The sequence below is a fragment of the Pantoea sp. E2023-21 genome (genome assembly GCF_051302795.1).
Classification (GTDB): Bacteria; Pseudomonadota; Gammaproteobacteria; order Enterobacterales; family Enterobacteriaceae; genus Pantoea; species Pantoea ludwigii_A.
The window spans coordinates 1-17,901 of sequence record NZ_CP195346.1 but is presented as its reverse complement, the minus strand read 5'-3'; the positions used below and the strand labels follow the sequence as shown (position 1 = coordinate 17,901).

Annotated in this window: 18 protein-coding genes; 13 read left to right on the top strand and 5 right to left on the bottom strand. The window is 52.2% G+C overall.

Features of this window, described 5'->3' with window-relative positions:
* The first annotated feature begins 7 nt into the window (after nucleotides 1-7).
* The 8 genes from ACRQ84_RS22820 (at nucleotide 8) to ACRQ84_RS22785 (ending at nucleotide 8,049) form a co-directional block, all read left to right on the top strand.
* Nucleotides 8-1,108, top strand: coding sequence for a thioredoxin fold domain-containing protein (locus ACRQ84_RS22820; protein ID WP_483818609.1), 1,101 nt, complete (start codon nucleotides 8-10; stop codon nucleotides 1,106-1,108).
* Entirely contained in the window at nucleotides 1,095-3,287 is a 2,193-nt protein-coding gene (gene trbC / locus ACRQ84_RS22815) for an F-type conjugative transfer protein TrbC (RefSeq protein WP_483818608.1), read from the top strand. The genes ACRQ84_RS22820 and trbC overlap by 14 nt, the downstream gene beginning before the upstream one ends.
* Nucleotides 3,288-3,502: 215 nt before the next feature.
* A complete protein-coding gene (locus ACRQ84_RS22810; RefSeq protein ID WP_483818607.1) occupies nucleotides 3,503-4,036 on the top strand; it encodes a phospholipase D family nuclease in 534 nt (177 codons plus the stop codon).
* Nucleotides 4,037-4,178: 142 nt separating this feature from the next.
* Nucleotides 4,179-4,433 carry a replication regulatory protein RepA gene (locus tag ACRQ84_RS22805; protein WP_483818606.1) on the top strand — a complete coding sequence of 85 codons (255 nt, stop codon included), beginning with the start codon at nucleotides 4,179-4,181 and terminating at the stop codon, nucleotides 4,431-4,433.
* 227 nt (nucleotides 4,434-4,660) lie between these two features.
* On the top strand, nucleotides 4,661-4,732 hold the full coding sequence (gene tap / locus ACRQ84_RS22800) for a RepA leader peptide Tap (protein ID WP_072034413.1): 72 nt from the start codon (nucleotides 4,661-4,663) through the stop codon (nucleotides 4,730-4,732).
* Nucleotides 4,725-5,591 carry a plasmid replication initiator RepA gene (gene repA, locus ACRQ84_RS22795; protein WP_483818605.1) on the top strand — a complete coding sequence of 289 codons (867 nt, stop codon included), beginning with the start codon at nucleotides 4,725-4,727 and terminating at the stop codon, nucleotides 5,589-5,591. Before tap ends, repA begins: the two co-directional genes overlap by 8 nt.
* 1,411 nt (nucleotides 5,592-7,002) lie before the next feature.
* Nucleotides 7,003-7,218 (top strand): hypothetical protein, encoded by a 216-nt coding sequence (locus tag ACRQ84_RS22790; RefSeq protein WP_483818604.1) that lies wholly within the window; start codon nucleotides 7,003-7,005, stop codon nucleotides 7,216-7,218.
* Between the two features lie 33 nt (nucleotides 7,219-7,251).
* Nucleotides 7,252-8,049 carry a hypothetical protein gene (locus ACRQ84_RS22785; protein WP_483818603.1) on the top strand — a complete coding sequence of 266 codons (798 nt, stop codon included), beginning with the start codon at nucleotides 7,252-7,254 and terminating at the stop codon, nucleotides 8,047-8,049.
* A 241-nt stretch (nucleotides 8,050-8,290) separates the two neighbouring features.
* Here ACRQ84_RS22785 and ACRQ84_RS22780 read toward each other — a convergent pair whose 3' ends face one another.
* Entirely contained in the window at nucleotides 8,291-9,025 is a 735-nt protein-coding gene (locus ACRQ84_RS22780; RefSeq protein WP_483818602.1) for a metallophosphoesterase family protein, read from the bottom strand.
* 198 nt (nucleotides 9,026-9,223) lie between these two features.
* Nucleotides 9,224-9,652: an Rrf2 family transcriptional regulator gene (locus tag ACRQ84_RS22775; RefSeq protein WP_483818601.1), complete on the bottom strand. Its 429-nt coding sequence runs from the start codon at nucleotides 9,650-9,652 to the stop codon at nucleotides 9,224-9,226.
* Between the two features lie 140 nt (nucleotides 9,653-9,792).
* On the opposite strand from ACRQ84_RS22775, the gene ACRQ84_RS22770 reads away from it, so the two are divergent.
* Nucleotides 9,793-10,680, top strand: a complete 888-nt coding sequence (locus ACRQ84_RS22770) for an NAD(P)/FAD-dependent oxidoreductase (protein WP_483818600.1) — start codon at nucleotides 9,793-9,795, stop codon at nucleotides 10,678-10,680.
* A 203-nt stretch (nucleotides 10,681-10,883) separates the two neighbouring features.
* On the opposite strand, the gene ACRQ84_RS22765 is transcribed toward ACRQ84_RS22770, so the two are convergent.
* Both ACRQ84_RS22765 and ACRQ84_RS22760 read right to left on the bottom strand, forming a co-directional pair.
* The gene (locus ACRQ84_RS22765) at nucleotides 10,884-11,561 is read right to left on the bottom strand and encodes an HAD family hydrolase (protein ID WP_483818599.1); all 678 of its coding nucleotides are present in this window, start codon (nucleotides 11,559-11,561) and stop codon (nucleotides 10,884-10,886) included.
* Between the two features lie 311 nt (nucleotides 11,562-11,872).
* Complete coding sequence (locus ACRQ84_RS22760; RefSeq protein ID WP_483818598.1) at nucleotides 11,873-12,229, bottom strand: DUF6404 family protein; 357 nt, start codon at nucleotides 12,227-12,229, stop codon at nucleotides 11,873-11,875.
* A 1,489-nt stretch (nucleotides 12,230-13,718) separates the two neighbouring features.
* Between ACRQ84_RS22760 and ACRQ84_RS22755 the strand changes: the two genes are divergently transcribed.
* The 3 genes from ACRQ84_RS22755 to ACRQ84_RS22745 are packed head-to-tail and all read left to right on the top strand — an operon-like array spanning nucleotide 13,719 to nucleotide 15,639.
* Nucleotides 13,719-14,552, top strand: coding sequence for an SUMF1/EgtB/PvdO family nonheme iron enzyme (locus ACRQ84_RS22755; RefSeq protein ID WP_483818597.1), 834 nt, complete (start codon nucleotides 13,719-13,721; stop codon nucleotides 14,550-14,552).
* Nucleotides 14,549-15,097, top strand: a complete 549-nt coding sequence (locus ACRQ84_RS22750) for a carbapenem self-resistance protein CarG family protein (RefSeq protein WP_483818596.1) — start codon at nucleotides 14,549-14,551, stop codon at nucleotides 15,095-15,097. The genes ACRQ84_RS22755 and ACRQ84_RS22750 overlap by 4 nt, the downstream gene beginning before the upstream one ends.
* Nucleotides 15,094-15,639 carry a CpmK protein gene (locus ACRQ84_RS22745; RefSeq protein WP_483818595.1) on the top strand — a complete coding sequence of 182 codons (546 nt, stop codon included), beginning with the start codon at nucleotides 15,094-15,096 and terminating at the stop codon, nucleotides 15,637-15,639. The genes ACRQ84_RS22750 and ACRQ84_RS22745 overlap by 4 nt, the downstream gene beginning before the upstream one ends.
* 293 nt (nucleotides 15,640-15,932) lie before the next feature.
* On the opposite strand, the gene ACRQ84_RS22740 is transcribed toward ACRQ84_RS22745, so the two are convergent.
* A complete protein-coding gene (locus ACRQ84_RS22740) occupies nucleotides 15,933-16,835 on the bottom strand; it encodes a pyridoxal-phosphate dependent enzyme (RefSeq protein ID WP_483818594.1) in 903 nt (300 codons plus the stop codon).
* A 308-nt stretch (nucleotides 16,836-17,143) separates the two neighbouring features.
* On the opposite strand from ACRQ84_RS22740, the gene ACRQ84_RS22735 reads away from it, so the two are divergent.
* A complete protein-coding gene (locus ACRQ84_RS22735; protein ID WP_483818593.1) occupies nucleotides 17,144-17,875 on the top strand; it encodes an aspartate/glutamate racemase family protein in 732 nt (243 codons plus the stop codon).
* Nucleotides 17,876-17,901: the final 26 nt, after the last annotated feature.

Genomic DNA, 17,901 nt, shown 5'->3' with positions numbered 1-17,901 from the left:
GGATCTGATGATGACAATTTCACGCAGAGAGGGCCTCTTTGAGGCCACGCTGACCGGCAGACTTCTGGCAGTTAAGCGCTACGCGCAAACGCAAGCCGACACCACCGGTGGCATGGGGGCGACCGCCTGGAACCCTTCGCCGATTTTTACGTGTTCGTTGAAAAATGTGCCATGGCTCGTGATGCACAGCGATGGCCTTTACGCTCAGAACGCTCACGACGCGCTGACGCCGCTTTACCGGGGAGAGGATGCTGCTCAGCTGCTCAGCTGCCTGACCGGCCTGCTGACCACTGCAGCAAGAAGACGCCGCTTATGGCTGGCACTCGGTGGATGCGCTGTGGCTGTCGCGCTGGGGATACTGTCGTGGTTTTCGCATGTGCCGCAGACGGTCCTGGTACCGGAAAGAACCGGTTTACTCTCTACAGTGGGCGCTCTGCCCGCAATCACTGTACCCGATTCGCCGGCCATGACCCCAACCTATAAAAATGGATCGCGTATCGACACTTCTGTTCTTACACAGCGACCAACACAATCTCAGCAGCCGCCAGTTTCCGCACCTGCTGACGGCTGGGAACTGCCGCAGAATGTGCGCGCTGAGCTGCCGGCAAAACTCCATAACGCGGCGGCACGGGGGCTGTTCACCGTACCGCTGTCATCCGGACACGCGCGCACGATTTACGTTTTTGCCGACCCTGCCTGCCCTAACTGCCAGCGCATGGAGCGTCACTTTGAAACCGCTGCCGGCACCGTCAACGTGGTGATTTTCCCTGTCACCATCGAGGGGCGTGAGGCGTCGCTGAAGACGCTGACGCCGGTAATGGCGTTGCCCGAGGCTCAGCGTCCTGCCGCGTGGAAGCAGCTGTTTGCCGCCGACGCCGGTATCGGCGTGCCGGGCGCCGCCCCGGCCGCACCGGCGGTCACCACTGAGAAGCAGGCGGAAACGGCGCGCGGGGCGATCGGCGTCAACGAAGTGGCCTTCCGGGCCTACCGACTGCCGGGTACCCCCTGGACGATTTCAGACGACGGCCGCTACGTGCCGCAGAGCGTACTGAGCTCGCCAGCGGCGCTTACGGACTTTTTAAACGGAGGCGATCATGGCGGACAATAACGCTGCGCTCGACAGCGCGCGCGTCAACCGGCACGCTGGCCGCTCGTGGCTCATCGACGTGTTGTGTGAGACCGGCACGCTGGCCTGGGGGATGCTGGCCGCCGTGGTGGCCGGCATCGTCTGGCCCGCCACGCTGGTGCTGAGCCTGCCGGTGCTGATGTTCTGGGCGCTGGTCGTGGCGCCCGCCGGCCGCTGGAAGATGCCGATGCGCATGCCGACCGACATCAACCGGGACGACCCGTCGACCGAGCGAAAGGTGCCGGCAAAGGTGCTGGGCTTTCTGCCGGTGGCCACCGTGCGCATTCATACCAGCCGCGCGGCCGGTATCCTGTACGCCGGCTACCTGCGCGGCAGGGACGCCGGGCGTGAGCTGTGGCTTTCCATGGACGACCTGACGCGTCACGTGCTGATGTTCGGCACCACAGGCGCCGGTAAAACGGAGACACTGCTGGGCTGGGTGTTTAACGCGCTGTGCTGGGGTAAGGGCGTCATTTTCTCTGACCACAAGGCGCAGAACGACGTGGCGCTGGCCATGATGTCCATGGCCCGCCGCTTCGGCCGTGAGGACGACCTGCGCATGATGAATTTCATCACCGGTGGTCGCTCCCGCGCGCAGGAGCTGCTGGAAGACGTGAAGGGCCGGCCGCAGACGAACACCACCAACGTGTTCGGCATCGCGCAGGAAACATACACCATCAACCTGATGGACTCCATGCTGCCTAAAACCGGCGGCAGTGGCGGCGACTGGCAGGAAAAGGCCCGCTCCATGAACCAGGCGCTGGTGACCGCGCTGGTCTATAAGTGCCGGCGCGAGGGCACGGTGATGTCGCAGCGCACCATCCAGGCGCACCTGCCGCTGCGCAAAATTGCCGGGCTCTACGTGCAGGCGGTAGAGGAGCAGTGGCACGAGGAAATCCGCGTGGCGCTGGAGAACTACCTCAGCACGCTGGCCGGCTTTGACATGGACAAGGTGGCCACGCCGTCCGAGTGGGACCCGGAGGCGAACCGCCAGCACGGCTACCTGATGCAGCAGTACACCCGCATGCTGAGCCTGTTCAACGACACCTATGGCCACGTCTTTGCGCGCGACGCGGGCGACATCGACCTGAGAGACGTAGTGCATAACGACCGCATCCTGATCGTGCTGGTGCCGGCGCTGGAGTTGTCCGCCACGGAAAGCAGCACGCTGGGCCGCCTCTACCAGTCGCAGCTGGCCATGATATTAAGCCAGGACCTTGGCGAAAAGCTTGAAGGGCGGCCGGACGAGAACATGAAGGTGCGGAAGTTTAAGGACCGCTTTCCGCTGCTCTGGATTATTGATGAGGTGGGCGCCGGTTACAGCGAAAAGCTGGGCGAACTGGCCACGCAGATCCGCTCGCTGGGCTACTGCCTGCTGCTGGCCGGACAGGAGGTGCAGCGTCTGAAGACGGCGGCAGGGGACGCGGTGTGGACGCTGATTGCCAACATGGGCGTGCGCATCACCGGCAAAATTATGGATCCGAAGGACACGCTGGAAATTCTGCAGCTGATGGCCGGTACCGAATACCGCGCGCATATGAGTGCGCTGGTGCAGCAGGGCAGCATCATCGGGAGCGGCCTGAGCGATGATCCGCGCCTGCAGGTGAGCGAAAAGAAAAAGGTCGACGTGGAGGAGGTGCAGGCGCTGCAGGAGGGTGAGAACGTCACGCTTTTCAGGGGCCAGGTTGTGCGCGGCAGCTCGCTTTATATCAGCGACGCCGACAAGTTCACGAAGGAAGCGGTGCGCATCAACCGCTTTATGGAGGTCAGCCCGCCATCCGAAGCCAGGCTGCTGGCCACCATGCCTTATCGCCGTCGCCGCAGCTACGTGCGGGCCGACCGGGTTCAGCGCATTCTGCAGGTACTTGACGCGCCCCCGGCCGCGCAGGATACCCGTGGGCTGGTGCTGACAGACCCGGCGCTTGCCGCAGTCTGTGAATTCTCCCTTGAGTGCGAACACAGCTGGAGGCGGGCACCCTCAGCCGCGGTGCGTTCGGCAATACTCTGGCACATGGTGCTGGAAAGCCTGCCGGCGCGGGGACGGGGCTATAAGGTCCGGCTGCGCGAACCCCGCCTGATGGGCGTGGGGCGCGAGGCAATTGAAAAAGCCGCGCAGAACTACGTGGCGCTGGCGTCTGAAAACACTAAAACGTTTAGCTAACCGATTGTCAAATATGGTTATTTGCAGCGAAAGGGCTAAAGCTTTTTAGCCCGATTCCGATAACAAACGTGAGACTGCTCCACAGTCTGCCACTGCTTAAATAAACGTTTGTAATTCTGATCCCTTTAAGGGCCTTTAAGGCCCTTTTTTTGCCTCTGCAACATGAATCATCCGACTTATTGCCGGCCACTGCCGGCTTACAGCAGGAACAAAACATGAAATTAACGTTTGCAGCGATCGCTATAGCGACCTCGCTGAGCTTTGTCGCGTGCTCATCAGCCGCGACGCCTTCCATTGACGTCGGATTTTCGCCTGAGGGCAGACCGGAGCAGCTGGTCCTCCGCACGCTGGACGAGGCGCACGAGAGTATCCGCCTGATGGGCTACAGCTTCACCTCGCCCACAATCGTTAAGTCGCTGGTTGCGGCAAAACGTCGCGGTGTGGATGTCAGAGTAGTGGTCGACGACAAAGGCAACCGCAGCAAAGCAAGTCAGGCAGCGATGAACGTGGTGGTAAACGCCGGCATCCCGCTGCGCATAAACGGGCAGTACAAAATAATGCACGACAAGGTGATCATCACCGACGGCCAGAACATTGAGCTCGGCTCCTTTAACTACACCCGCAGCGCCGCAGAGTCGAATTCAGAGAACGCACTGGTTGTGCGCGGTGTTCCAGCGCTGGCGCAGACCTATCTTGCGCACTGGCAGTCCCGCTGGGATGGCGGCACTGACAGGCGATCAACTTACTGAATTACTTCTGACAAATTAAAAAATTTAAGTGTGGTCAGCGCGCCAACGCTGATCACACGCCTGCTTAAAGTTAAGTCGCTGATTTATGAGATATGTAGTATTCTCTGCAAAATTCGCTCTGAATTTAGTGGAGGAGGCAGAAATGTCGCAGTCAGCTAACGCAGTCACTTCCTCAGCAGGATCTAAGCGCCCATATCGCAAAGGTAATCCGTTAAGTGATTCTGAAAAGCAGCAGGCAGCTGTGGCCAGAAAAAAACTGACTCATAAAGAAGTTAAGATTTTTGTGCGCAATCCAATAAAAGACCGGCTTTTAATTGAGTGTGACAAACAAGGCATGACACAGGCCGAGTATATTGAACGTCTTTTAGAACAGGCATTTGAAGCTAGCGATAAGTAATGGCATTACTTTCTTGTCGTACGTCTGTTGAAGTGATAGATTGCAAACCGTAAAGAATTCTGGCGGGCCACGCCGCAAGGTGGCAAGAGACTGGTACTGACAGGTTACTGAAGGCCAGAAAAAAGAAAACCCCGATAATCTTCCTGAAGTTTGGCGACTAGGAGAAGACTAACGGGGCCTACTGAATCTGCATAGAAGCTGTTGCTCTATGCGGGGAGTATAGTTTTATGCCCGGAAAACTGCAATACCTTCTGTGCGTACTCCTTCTGTGCAACATAAGCGCAGGAAGGCGTGACTGAACAGGTATCTGAAAACACTTCATTTTACCGGCAGGTAAAGAATCCTAATCCTGAATTTATTCCGGAGAAAGGAAAGAAAACCCTGCCGTTCTGCGAAAAAATTCGTGAGAAGGCGGTGGGCTTTACGCAACGCGTAGAATTCCAGATGCTGGTTGCGATGTCGATCGCCCGTGGCGAACGCAAACGCCGGCCACCGAAGCTCCGCATGCGCGCGCTGGAAGCGACACTCCAGGCAATGTGCTGGTACCTGAATCCGCTGGCCAACCGCGTGGGCGCCTCGCTCACGACTATGAGCATCCGCTGCGGTCTGGCCACGGAGAAAAAACGTCTCTCGATCACCCGATTCACGGGTGCCTGCCATACGCTTGAGCAGCTGAAGCTCATCACTTACAACACTGAGTATGATAAAGATATCGGCTGCAACATTCCGACTGATATCACCTTCACACCGCTAATGTGGCAGGTGCTGGGCGTGTCGGAGGAAGCCGTTGCAGCCGCACGCCGCAGCCGTATCGAGTGGGAAAACCGCCAGCGTAAGAAGAGGGGGTTACCGCGCGCAGACGCCGGTGAACTTATCAACGCCGCCTGGGCATTCGTGCGCGAACGCTTCCGCGAGTACCAGAAGTCGCGCCGCGAGCACGGCATGAAGCGTCACCGTGCGCGTAAAGACGCACCGCGCACCCGTAAAGACATTGAGCAGCTGGTCCGCACTCAGCTGAATAAAGATATCGTGAACGGCCGTTTCTTTGGCGGCCTGGACGCGGTGAAAGCTGAAATCGAGCGCCGCGTGACGGAGCGTATGAAGATGTCGCGTGGCCATTATGCGCGGCTTGATGACGACCAGCTGGTTACCACCTGACGCATTTCTGACATCCTTCTGTTTCACTGACAGGCGCTTTTGCGCCCGCTTACCCGTGTCCGCAGACCGGCCAGAAAGGCCGCTTTTTATCTTCGCACCCTCTTTTTCAGCTATCCGGTTTGCGCCGGAGGCCCACGCTCGCCTGTTATTACCCTTCCGTATGAATATCATCCACTTTTCGCTGACAGCCTCCATAAGTCCAGGTCAAACCCAGCCCATAAATTCACCGGAGCAGCGACGTTGAGGTCACGCACCGGTGCGTTTCTGAGTTATCCACATAAACCGCGAGAGGGTATTTAAATAATCTCCTGACCGAATAGCCGGTTAACTGCTATCCGGACTTTTTACAAACCGCGATGATCCTTTTAAAAACCAGAACTACCTTCTTTTAAAGATCCGTTATTACTTACCTTTAAAACTAAAACCTATACGGCTGCGCCCTGGGGACAAATTAATGCCCGCCCTTGCAGCGAACTGACGTTCGCGCCGGTTCGGTACAGCCGCTTCGCGTCTGAAGGTAGCTCCCGCAAAATTGCGGGCAACAAACAGTAGTTACAGCATCCATCGGCAGTAAACCTGAAACCATGAAAATCGTGCTTATATCGAAACCGAGCGAAACCCACCCTGAAAAGCGCCGCCGCCCCGGCCCAGAGGGCCGGAACAGAGTCGCTTTATAGATGGATGTTGTAACTTTAGATTTGGGTAGCGGTAAGACTGAGCCCTGCGGTACGTATCTTTCGTCTGCGACCGTCAAGCTAATTCGCGCCTGAAAGGCCGCTGCTTAAACAGCGTCTGGCAGCTACCGTGTTAAGTTCAGTGACTGTTGCTGAAAGTTATGACTAACACCCCCCTAAGCGTCAGCAGCAAGCTGCCGCCGCCAAGGCCCCGGAAATCACGCCCTTCACGTCGCAAGCGCCGTAAAGCCCGCTCACCGGGGTGAAAGGGGTTACATAAACTTCTTCATTGTTAGTAGCTGGGTTAGGCTAAGCAGGGCGAGGGATGGGCTTGCAGGATATATAGGTCAGAAACCGGCTACGCCGGGCGTACGGCGCCGTTTGCCATCCGAGTTATATGTGACGTCATCTGGCGCCTCCATGACGCTGACGCGTCATTCAGAAGGCCAGCTGCGCACTGCTCGCCCGCCAGAATCACATTAAGTAGGGATTTTAAGAAACATTATGTCCGCTGTGTGCCAATAGCGGGTATTGGCGTTCTCGGTCATTATTAAAATGCACCGTTGAATCGTTCGCTGATCGCTGTCATTTTATCGGGATAAGCCGACTGCGGATTTATCGGTTATTTCCTTTGCCAGAGCGGCGAAGCTGCGTTTCGGTTATCTCTTCATTTATCGATGGACTTGCATAAGGAACGTCAGGCTTCACCTTCAGGCCCATTTTCTAGAGGCATCTTTATGAGCATTGTCTACGGCGCCGCTGCAAAAGACCCAGCACGATTCAGGCCCAGAGTCATGATTTATGGAGTCGGATACTACGGGATGGAAGCTGTGCGCATTCTGGTAAAAAAAGGCTGGCCAATCGTTGCGACAGTTAACCGGGCTGGCCCTAAGATTGGCGCGGATTTGGGACGGCTCGCCGGACTAAACGAAGATTTGGGCATCATCGTCTAGGACTGTGAAACTGCCGACTATGCGGCCATAGATGTGGACATCGCGCTGGTGGTGCAGACAGAGAGGCTGAGCCTCAACTTTGCGGCTTATCAACGCCTGCTGGGCGCTGGCATCAATGTCATCTGCCACGGCTCAGAGTCCTATTTTCCGCAAGGCGCCGATCCTGACTTAGCCGGAAAAATCGATGCTCTGGCCAAAAGCAACGCGGTTACTTTCACCGGGACGGGCATTTGGGACTTCTCTCGCATCTGGGCGGGATTGCTGATTGCAGGACCCTGTACCGAACTCCGCTCGCTCACGCATCGCAGCCTGACAAACGCAGAAGTGGCGAACGAACGCATGATGCGCGCCTATGGCGTTGACATGACGCAAGCGGAGTTTCTGGAAAAAGTCACCAGGGTGCCCGGACAGCTGGGAGAGTTATATAAAGGCATTCCGGCGCATGTGATGTATGCGATTGGTTTTACAATAAAAAAGGTGAGCGAGGTACGGGAGCCAGTACTGTCCGATCGGCCAGTATGGTGTCAGATTTTTAACCGGTTTCTGGAGCCCGGCACCACGCTTGGTCTTCGCATCATCGCGTCTGTTGAAACCGTTGAAGGGCCTTCGGCAAGCGCGCACATTGAACTGCGCCTCCTCGCGCAAGGCGAGTCTGAAAACATGACGTGGGCCGTTGATGGCAGGCCACCCTCCAAAATTCGCATTGACCGCGCCGACGGCGTACATACCTCGGCATCTTGCATGGTTAACCGCATTCCAGATGTGATTGCTGCGCCGCCAGGGATAAGGTTGATCTCGCAGCTGGGTCCACTGCACCCCTCGCCGACCTGAACGCCATTGCGGAATTAAACTAAATCACGACCACTAATCCTGGTCCGTTTTCGCTTTAGCCATAAAAAGGTTTTGTGGCGTCTCGTGAGATTCAATCAGCTCATGCGACTAAAAACCTTTTCTCTCAATATCCGCTGTTCGCTCAAAGCTGACCGTACGAGGTTAATTTAGGGGGCTTGTTGCCGGGTGCTGACGTATATAAAGCAACGCATTTAATGGCAGTGACAATGCTGAGCAGGTTCTACATTCGACCTGTCCTGAGAGCATTTACCCAGTCGGGCCGATTATGTTTAAACGCAACTGAGGCGGCCGACTCCCAGTCATAATCAATCGCTTTAAAATCCACATTCCATTCTCCATTTTGACGCTCCACAATTGCATAACGCGCATGGGGCGAACCACTTTCCATCACATGCGAGCGGGGCTTATCATCATCATATGCCTGAAGCCCCACGCTGCCGGGGTTGACGATAAGGCGACCGTCAGCCAGACGCAACTGCCGGGGAATATGCGTGTGCCCGCAAAGGATCAATGATGCATTTCTGTCAGCCACAAGCGATAAAACCCGCGCTTCAGACGAAGGTCGCACACCTCTAGCAGTAACTTCTTCGAGAAGATAAATGCGGTCGTTCCCTGGTACTCCGTGCACCATTAAGACGTCATTATTGATGGTCAGCTCTGCCGGCAGGTTTTTAAGCCAGTGCCAGTGTTGTGCGCGAAGGTGCTCAAAGGCATGCCTGTCGGACAGGCTCATGCTTGCAACATCCTGCTCTAGCAGTTGCCGTTCGTGATTTCCTCTGATAGTCGGAATATCGAGGGGCATGAGCCTGTCCGCAGTTTCTGCCGGAAATAGCCCTCCAGAAACTATATCTCCTAAGTTCAGGATTAGATCGACACTCTGAGTCTGTATGTCTGCCAGAACGGCGTTTAGCGCCGGAAGGTTCCCATGGATGTCTGATATTACTGCCAGTTTCATGCTGACTTTCCTGTACTGTATGACTCATATGCCAGCCACTGCGGCCTGGAACCCAAAGAGGATGTTATACAATTTCAAAAGATATTAGAGAATAAGATCTAATTTACCGCTCCGGGGATGTCTGTTAGTGCCAGAAGCGGACATTGATATCGCGTTTGGTCAGTTAAATCGCAACGCCGAATTGTGGATCACATCGCTTCAACGACTCTGATAGCGTTGTTCGAAATCAATGGCTAGCTGTTCAAGCGTGACGCTTCCCAAACGGCTTATTAGTAATGACTGCGCCGCGTCAAACGCTTCAGTCAAGGCTGCGTTCACCGCTTGTTCTACCAAGCATTCCGGGTGATCGGTTGACAAACCGATGGCGAAGAGCGAGGACGAACCCAGAGCTTCATGAATGTCCAGCAGGGTCATATCCGCTAGCGGTTTCGCCAGCGTCCACCCTCCACGGTGACCCTTTTCTGAGTGCACATACCCCTTTTCCTTGAGTAGCGCCATGGTTCGTCGAATCACCACAGGGTTGGTACCGAGCATCTGCGCGATGATATCAGACGTGGCGGGCCGGTCATGACGAGCCATATGGATTAATACGTGCAGCATGCGGGACAAGCGAGTGTCATTTCTCATGATGATCGGTTTCCTAAATTACTGGCATTCATAATATCTCGATACAGCATAAGTTACGAGACAATTGACACCTTTATGTCATGTAACTTATGTTGTATCTTGAGTTGTTCGAACAGCTCTGAGAACCAGGAGATTAATTCATGATATATGACGTGATTATTGTCGGCGGTAGCTACTCCGGTATTTCCGCTGGCCTGCAACTGGCACGGGCGCGCCGAAAGGTGTTGGTAATTGATGCAGGCCAGCGCCGAAATCGATTTGCCAGCCAATCACATGGATTTCTTGGGCAAGACGGCCGTAATCCCGGCGAGATAGCCATCGAGGCACTAGCTCAGTTGCTGCTCTATCCAACAGTAGAATGGATTTCTCAAACCGCTATCCACGCTAAGACGGGCGATGATGGATACGTGGTAACAGTAATGAGTGGTGAACATTTTGCGACCCGGCGTATTATCCTGGCGACAGGGGTGGTGGACAAAATACCTGAAATTCCCGGGCTGTCAGAACGATGGGGCCAGCGAGTGTTTCATTGTCCATATTGCCACGGATATGAATTGGACGGTGGACCGATTGGCGTTTTGGCGGCATCGCCTCTGGCCATTCATCATGCGTTGATGCTACCCGACTGGGGGCCAACAACACTCTTTCTCAACGAAGTATTCGAGCCGGACGGCGATCAGCTTGTAAATCTGGACAGGCGTGGGGTTATTGTGGAGGCCGAACCAGTCTTGTCGGTCGGCGGAGAACAAGCCGATGTGACGCTCGCCAGCGGTCGCGTGATAAAACTTGCAGGACTCTTCACTCAGCCTCGGACGCACATGGCCAGCTCATTAGCGGCGCAACTCGGTTGTGAGTTTGAAGCCGGGCCGACAGGTGAGTTTATAAGGGTCGATGCGATGCGTGAAACAAACGTCTCCGGGATATTTGCCTGTGGAGATGCGGCGATAGGCGCAGGCAATGTCGCAATCGCGGTGGGTGACGGCGCACGCACTGGCGCCGCCGCGCATCAGTCGCTGATGTTTAGCTGACTACAGATGGCGGATGATTCTGCGATTACGTACAAATTATTATGTTAGCTTTGAGTCATTCTCTGCCGGTCAAAACCACGAATAATGAGGGCTAATCAAATGGTCTGACCGGAGAATATCCCGGTGAGACAGTTTGGGTATTCTTACAGCACATGTCCGCTTTGAGTAAATAGCTGACCTTGCCACGCGTACAGGACTTTCTTCTATCTGAATAAACCAATTCCATTGTTCATCAGGTGGATAAAATCGTCAAACACCGGAGCACCTGAATCCGTCAGCACTTTAGCCTTAACGCCGCGTCCAATGCCTATAAATGGCAGGTTGAGATTGTAAGCAGTTTTTAAGTCCCATAATCCATCGCCTATTGAAATCAACGAATGCTTATGTGCAGCTGGAAATTTTTCACTACCCTGACGAATAGCTTCCCGCACGATCTCTTCGCGAGTCCTGAACTCTGATGCGGTAACTAAATCAACCCTTTCAGCGTCCACGCCTACTGCCGCCAGTTTTTTCACGGCACCAAACCGCAGGCTGCCAGTGGCGAAAACAACGCTCCATGAATGATCCTTTAACCACTGCAGGAAAAAAGCGGCACCGTTAATTTCAGTAAAAGGTCTCAATGCAATTTCATGCTCAAGCGCACAGTGATACTGGTACTCCAGCTCGGGTAAATCAGGGTGACCTTCATAATGCGCCTCTTCCCAGGCTTCTTCGAAAATAGCGCTATCCGTGTGGTGGGTGTAGTCGCTCCAGTTTGTTCTGAGGTTGGGGAAAGAAAAGGTGCGTAAGGCGATTTCGAATGCACGCTGATGTTGCGCAACGCTGTCGGTCAGCGTGCCATCAATATCAAATATTACAATCCCTGCATCTGCTTTATTCATCAACTCGTTCCATCATGACAAAAAATATTAGTCAGTGGCTTGAAAAGTAATATCAACATATGCCTGATATTCGGCTACTTATACTAATTTATTCGCAATTAGAAACGCGTATAACGGAAAAGGTAGCCGAATACATGTTTCAGCAGGCTCCGTCCAGCTCTGAGTAAACGACCCGGTTTTAAAATTTATTTCCAGTGCAGTTATGTAAAAGCTGGGCTCTCTCAGGATCGGTGGCAGTGAGGTGCGTTGAACATCAGAAACCGGCCAGCCGCAGAGCGGCAGGCGTTTCATTGCAGGTTCGGCGCGAATAATTACAACTGTTCCCAGTCCGGGAGGTCCTGTGATTTACGACGCGATCTGAATACAGCCGCCATGCAAAGTCCATAGAACAGGCCAGCTAACAGCGAAGATATCAGGCTGGTACTCGGGTTCATTCCCTGTGGGCGCCAGCTGACAAACCACATAATACCTCCATACATCATTGCAAAATAAACCCCGAGAAAGCACGCATTACGGCCGAAGCTGTCAAAAAGTGCGGGACGTTTCTTTATGCCCACCGACCACAGCAGCCGGTAAGTTATCGGTATACGATTTTTTTTACGCAAACCCCTTTCCCTTAACAGCGCAAAGGCTTTCTCCGTTTTTCGCTTAAACTCTTCATCTTTCATACAATAAACCTCCCTATTAACCCTATAGCAGAAGTTCTAAGCATAAGGATTGACACTAGCGAGGCAACCCTTTACTTAGTCAGCCTTTAGCCTGAACAATAATAATTAACAGACTCAGCTCCGATCTGGTTTGTATGACCCGCTGCAGGCTGGTAAAAACACAGCGGCTCATCAGGTGCAGCAGACTCAGGCTCACGTCATGCTGCGCCACGCAGCTCAGAGTGAATACCGCATTGCGGGCTGAATGCGTTTAAATAATTAGCTAACAATCGTTTAAACAACCCTGGGTGATATAATTTCATCTCTTAGTAAAGGTGTGATGTTCAGATCGATTGAATTTCTAAACCTGAAACATGGCGTAGATGCGCCGCCGCGATCAGGTAAATATCTCTACAAATATATGGTACTTTTGCTGAAACGAGATGAAGCCATGCTCTCTCATATTTACAAGGAGGATGGCATGCTTTTCTGAATCAGAAAACAGGCGATGAGTGCTTTCTCGGGACGCGTTTAATATGACGTGTACTTTTAGTCTTTAATTCAGAAATATGCACTTTAGTGGGGCTGGCTTCAGGCCTCTTACTGGAACTCAAAAATTTATCTGAGTTCTCCTCTGCTGGTGATTCACGGGTGTTATTCTTCAATTTCATACACTCCTGGCACTGGTCAACTTCAGGGTAACGCTGCCTGGCTATGACCATAGCATGGGAATAACCGTAAAACGTCCCAAGAAATGTTTTTTCATTTTCCCGGAGATTTTTGCAACCTTTTTGATGGACTACCATCCCCAGGAATGAATTATTACAAATATAATAATAACCCGACTTCATTTTTTTCCTTAAAGTTTAAATGAAATAATACGCATTTTAATAAATTTTAAGCGGGAACATACTACTAACCTGTAACTACAAGCGCAACCTGCTAATAATTGTAGGTTTCCTTACAACAACCCCATAATAAAATATCTAATTGTAAACTCCTCCCTTGCTGTCTGAATAATAAACACAATAGACACCGTATAAAAAGAGACTGTTAAGTAATTTTTAGGTCCCATTAAAAGTAGTGAAAGCAATCTTTTCATATCGCAACCAGGAATATGTGACTTCACCAACCCGGAGAAGACCAGTTAAGAAAGTAAGCCTGCACGCTCTGATATATTGCCCTTTTATTGACACAACTGTGCTGATTATTACCCCCTTAACTAAAAGCTCCCAACGGACATCAGCCAGATTATCAGTCCGTTCTGTGCCAGAAGCGGACGTTAGCAGAACGTCTGTGACAAACCTTTCATGGCATTTTCAAGTTGTGGGCGAAGACGCTGTTAAAATTACGGCGTACTGCCTTTGCCAGTCAGTACAAGGGGGCTGAAAAGAAGCTCCAGATCTTACCTGCCTAATATTCTTACCTTTAGGCATATAACGTTGCTATAGTCTGGCTACGTTGGAAACCAGCCATATGAATGAACATTTTAGTCAGCCAGGATGGCTCTGTGAAAAATAAACTCTTCTGCCTGCTAACTGTCTTTTCCTTCTTTGCCGCTGCAACACAATCCCCTGATGAAATCGTGGTTGCCGGGGGGAGATATTATGCCGGTAACGTTTTTGGCCAACATGACTATGCAGCACATGCCAACATCACGCTGAATACCTTCTGGATCATGCGTACTGAAATCACCTACCGGCTTTACTCAGATGTTCACGAATGGGCTGTAGAGCGTGGTTATGTATTCGGTGTCGGATGTAATGGGGCCGCTTACGAGGACTGCCGGCCGGCGGATACAGATAACGGTGCACATCCTGTTACCAGTGTCGAATGGTCAGATACGGTAATTTTTGCAAATGCCCTGAATGAAAAGGCGGGGCTGAGACCGGTCTATCTCAATAATAAGGGCGTCCCGGCACGCGACAGTTCCCGTTATGAATTTACCCAGGATGCCCGGGCTAATGGTTACCGCTTACCCACGGCCGAGGAATGGCAGGTTGCCGCCCGTGGAGGAAGGGCCGGACTGGAAAATGGCTCGTATGGTTTCAGATTTGCTGGCAGCAACAACGCAAATGCTGTCGCCTGGTTCCCTGACTTCAACGATCCGCATTTCGGCACTGTCCGGGTGAAAAGCCTGCGGCCCAATGCGCTCGGTCTGTATGACATGAGCGGTAACGTTTCGGAATGGGTTGATGCTTTCGACACCCTTTCCGGTGTGAAAATGTACTATTTTTGCGGCGGCAGCTTCTTGTTGCATACGGGCAGTCTGACCAGCTGCGACACGCACAGTGCCGGCTACGCCCTGCCGGACACTGGCTTCAGACTGGTGCGGAAATTTTGAACCTGAAGATGCCTTTTATAATACTGACAGCCATTCTGATAAGCCTTCCGGCTTCATTACAGGCAGACACCCATATTTACCTGAAAAAGGGGCTGAACAGCATTGATTTGAATGGTGATGGCATACCAGACACCGTCTTTTCCGCGACTTACGACAATAATACTTCTCATCCCAGTGAAACTCTCAACATCTTTATCAGCCAGGAAAAAAACTGGCTTATCGTACCGGTCCCGGATGACGATGGCTTTACCTGGACCGATCTAAGGCTATCAGCATCCACCCTTAAGATAAGCGGCACAGAACTTCACCGTTATAAAGGGCGGGTTTACCTTATCAGGGCGGACAAATATGGCGGCAGCGGTGGCGGCGGAGATCTTACCGATAAATCGCGAGTAAAATTTTCACGATTTCGGCTGGAGCAAAATAACGACGATCCCGGGACGTCTGTTTTTTACTGGGAGCCAGCAGGGATTTATTTTACTGAACAAACTTTTGATGAAGTGAATGAAGCTTTTCAGATTCTGAATATGGAGAAATTTCGTTGAAATGTATCACAGGGCTTTTGCTTTTATTCCTGTCGTTCTGCTGTTGTGCGGGATACAAAAGTCAGTACCGTGAGCTTATACAGCAGTCACTTAATCGGCAGTCTCTTTGTCTGGGTGAAAAGCAGTGGCCGGTTTCAATAAGAACAGGTACTGACCGTTGGATTAATGCAAAAATGGAGGCGCTTGTCGATGCCGGCCTTATCACCGCTCATGTGGAAGCAGGCAGTAAAATCTGGCAGCTAACACCGTACGGCCAGGCTTCATTCACGAAATATCATGATTTCTGCTATGGAACCATGCGCGTCAGAAGCTTAAAGGCTGTCTCGACAGATAAAAAAGGCATGGCTGATGTGACATTTACCTATTATATTCATGCCCTGCCAGACTGGGCGAAAAATCACTCAGTGCGCGTTGCCAATACTGATCTCGATAATCTGGTCATGGGTATTGATTCAGTGCGATACCAGGCCCTCTTTAATACGGACAACCAGGGAAATCTCCGTCTTATCAGTGAACCTGAACAGCTTGATTTACTGTATTAGCAGACGGGTCTGAAAATTTTTTGGGGCTTAAAGCTTCGCAATCTACTTTGTTTAACAGCGTAAAGACTGACACTCCAGCAATAAGCTCTCACGTAGGGGCCTTCTGTCCTTAACAGCTTCAGCATCGGATATGTTTACAAAGCCAGTGTCTGCTATTAACTAAGAGTAACCCGCACGCTCCTGGTCGTCTGACGCCAAAGCATACTTACATCACATCACCATACGTCGGTCAACCGGGCAGCTCACCAGCATTTCTCAGGAATAGACTCCAGAGTAATCATTCCATTCTTTTGTCAGCCAACTATCTCTTCCAGCGTGATCGATGCCCCGCCGCAAACAATGACCAGTACATTGTCGGCAGGAGTGAACCTGATTTTGTTGTCATACAGGAGTGACAATGATACTCCGCATGCCGGCTCAGTGAGTACGCGATGATCATCGAGAAAGCGCCGGCAAGCATGCAGTGCTTCCGCATCAGAAACCAGCATACTTCTTACATTCAGTCGGCTGGCCACGTTAAAAGCATTTTCGCACACCTGGCTTGCGGCCAGCGTTGTGGCTATGCCGCTGACCTTATCAAGACGCATCAGCTTATTGGCATTAAGCGAGGCATTAAGCGAGGCCGTACCGTGGGTTTCAACGGCATACACCGGAATGTGGCCAAGCTGATGTTTTTCCAGTCCCAGCGCTATGCCGGACAGCATGCTACCGCCGCCGACGGACAGAATAACGGCATCAGGTTTCACACCCTCACTGATGACTTCATCCACGATTGTGCTGATGCCTTCCCACAAAAGCGGGTTATCAAAGGGATGGATATAGATGATGTCCTCTGTCGCCAGTGACATGGCGTAATCGTTAGCCTCACTCCATACTTTCCCGTGCACAATGAGCAAGGCACCTTCCTGCTCAATAAGCTTTCTTGCTCTGACTGACGTGGTTTCCGGCACAACCACAGTTACCGGCAGCCCCAGCCTGCGACCGCTGTGTGCCACCGCAATTCCGGCATTTCCACCGGATGAACTGACAAATGCTGTAGCGCCCTTACTGGCATAATAGCAACAGGCATGTCCCGCGCTGCGGAGCTTAAAAGAGCCGGTGGGCTGGGAAGACTCCATCTTCAGCCAGACATGACATCCGCTGTGCTGGCTTAAAGGGAGAGAATGTATGAGAGGGGTACGGATACCTGTTTCCATTAATCTAAATCCTATGAATTTATCTCACAGCATAGTTGCTGTTCTGCCCGAAGCTTGTCCAGGATGACATCATAAGGTTTCTCAGCAGAACGCGGTGGATACACATCTGAATGGTTGTGCTGGTTACAGTTAGACATGCATATTCCACGGATGTGTTCTTACCCGTGATACTCTCACTGACGGGAAGCCAAACGATAATTATAATTAACTCAGGTAAATAACCATAAAAACCATAAATCTGTAATTCTTTAAGCCATTCAGCGATAATTGGTCAATCGGAAAGAGAATGTCGAAAGGAGGCACTGGCGATGACTGTTTCTATAGGTGTGCTTGCAGGTATGGGACCCCGCTCCACAGCCCCCTTCATTGATATGCTGGTGACAGACTGCCACGTCGGGTACGGGGCGAAATATGATATGGATTTCCCTAAAATGCATATCATCTCGTTGCCAACGCCTTTCTGGCCGGGCAAGAAAATTGATGATGATGCGATGATCGCAACCCTGCAACAGGGTATTTCAGAACTCGTCAGGGCAAAAGTGAGTCTGATCGCTGTTCCCTGTAACCTTGCACACTGCTATTTTGCTGAAATGAAAGCGGCGAGCGCTGGTATTCCACTTCTGCATATTGCAGACACCGCACTTAAGTCACTGCCTGCAGAAGTCACCAGGGTAGCAGTACTGGCTACAGAACCTACGCTGGATGCGGGTTTCTATCAGGCGCGGATAGAGGCTTCTGGCAAAGAGATTATTGATTCATCTCTACTTCGTGAAATGACCACATCGCTGATTGGGCGGGTTAAAACGAAAGGTTTTCATGACCCTGATGCACAGGCAGAGTGGAACAATTTAATGTCTGTAGTGGAAAATCTTAAGGTGGAGGCTCTTCTTATTGCCTGTACAGATCTGAGTCCCCTTATAACTGAAAATACTTTCAGCTTTGTCATCGTGGATACGGCAGCCAGCCTTTCCAGCGCGACCATTAAAAACTACAGGAGACTGTCCGGGAAAACTACAGGCGAAACCCATATTACCGGCTAACCTGAGGTCAGCTTCAATGGCCCTGA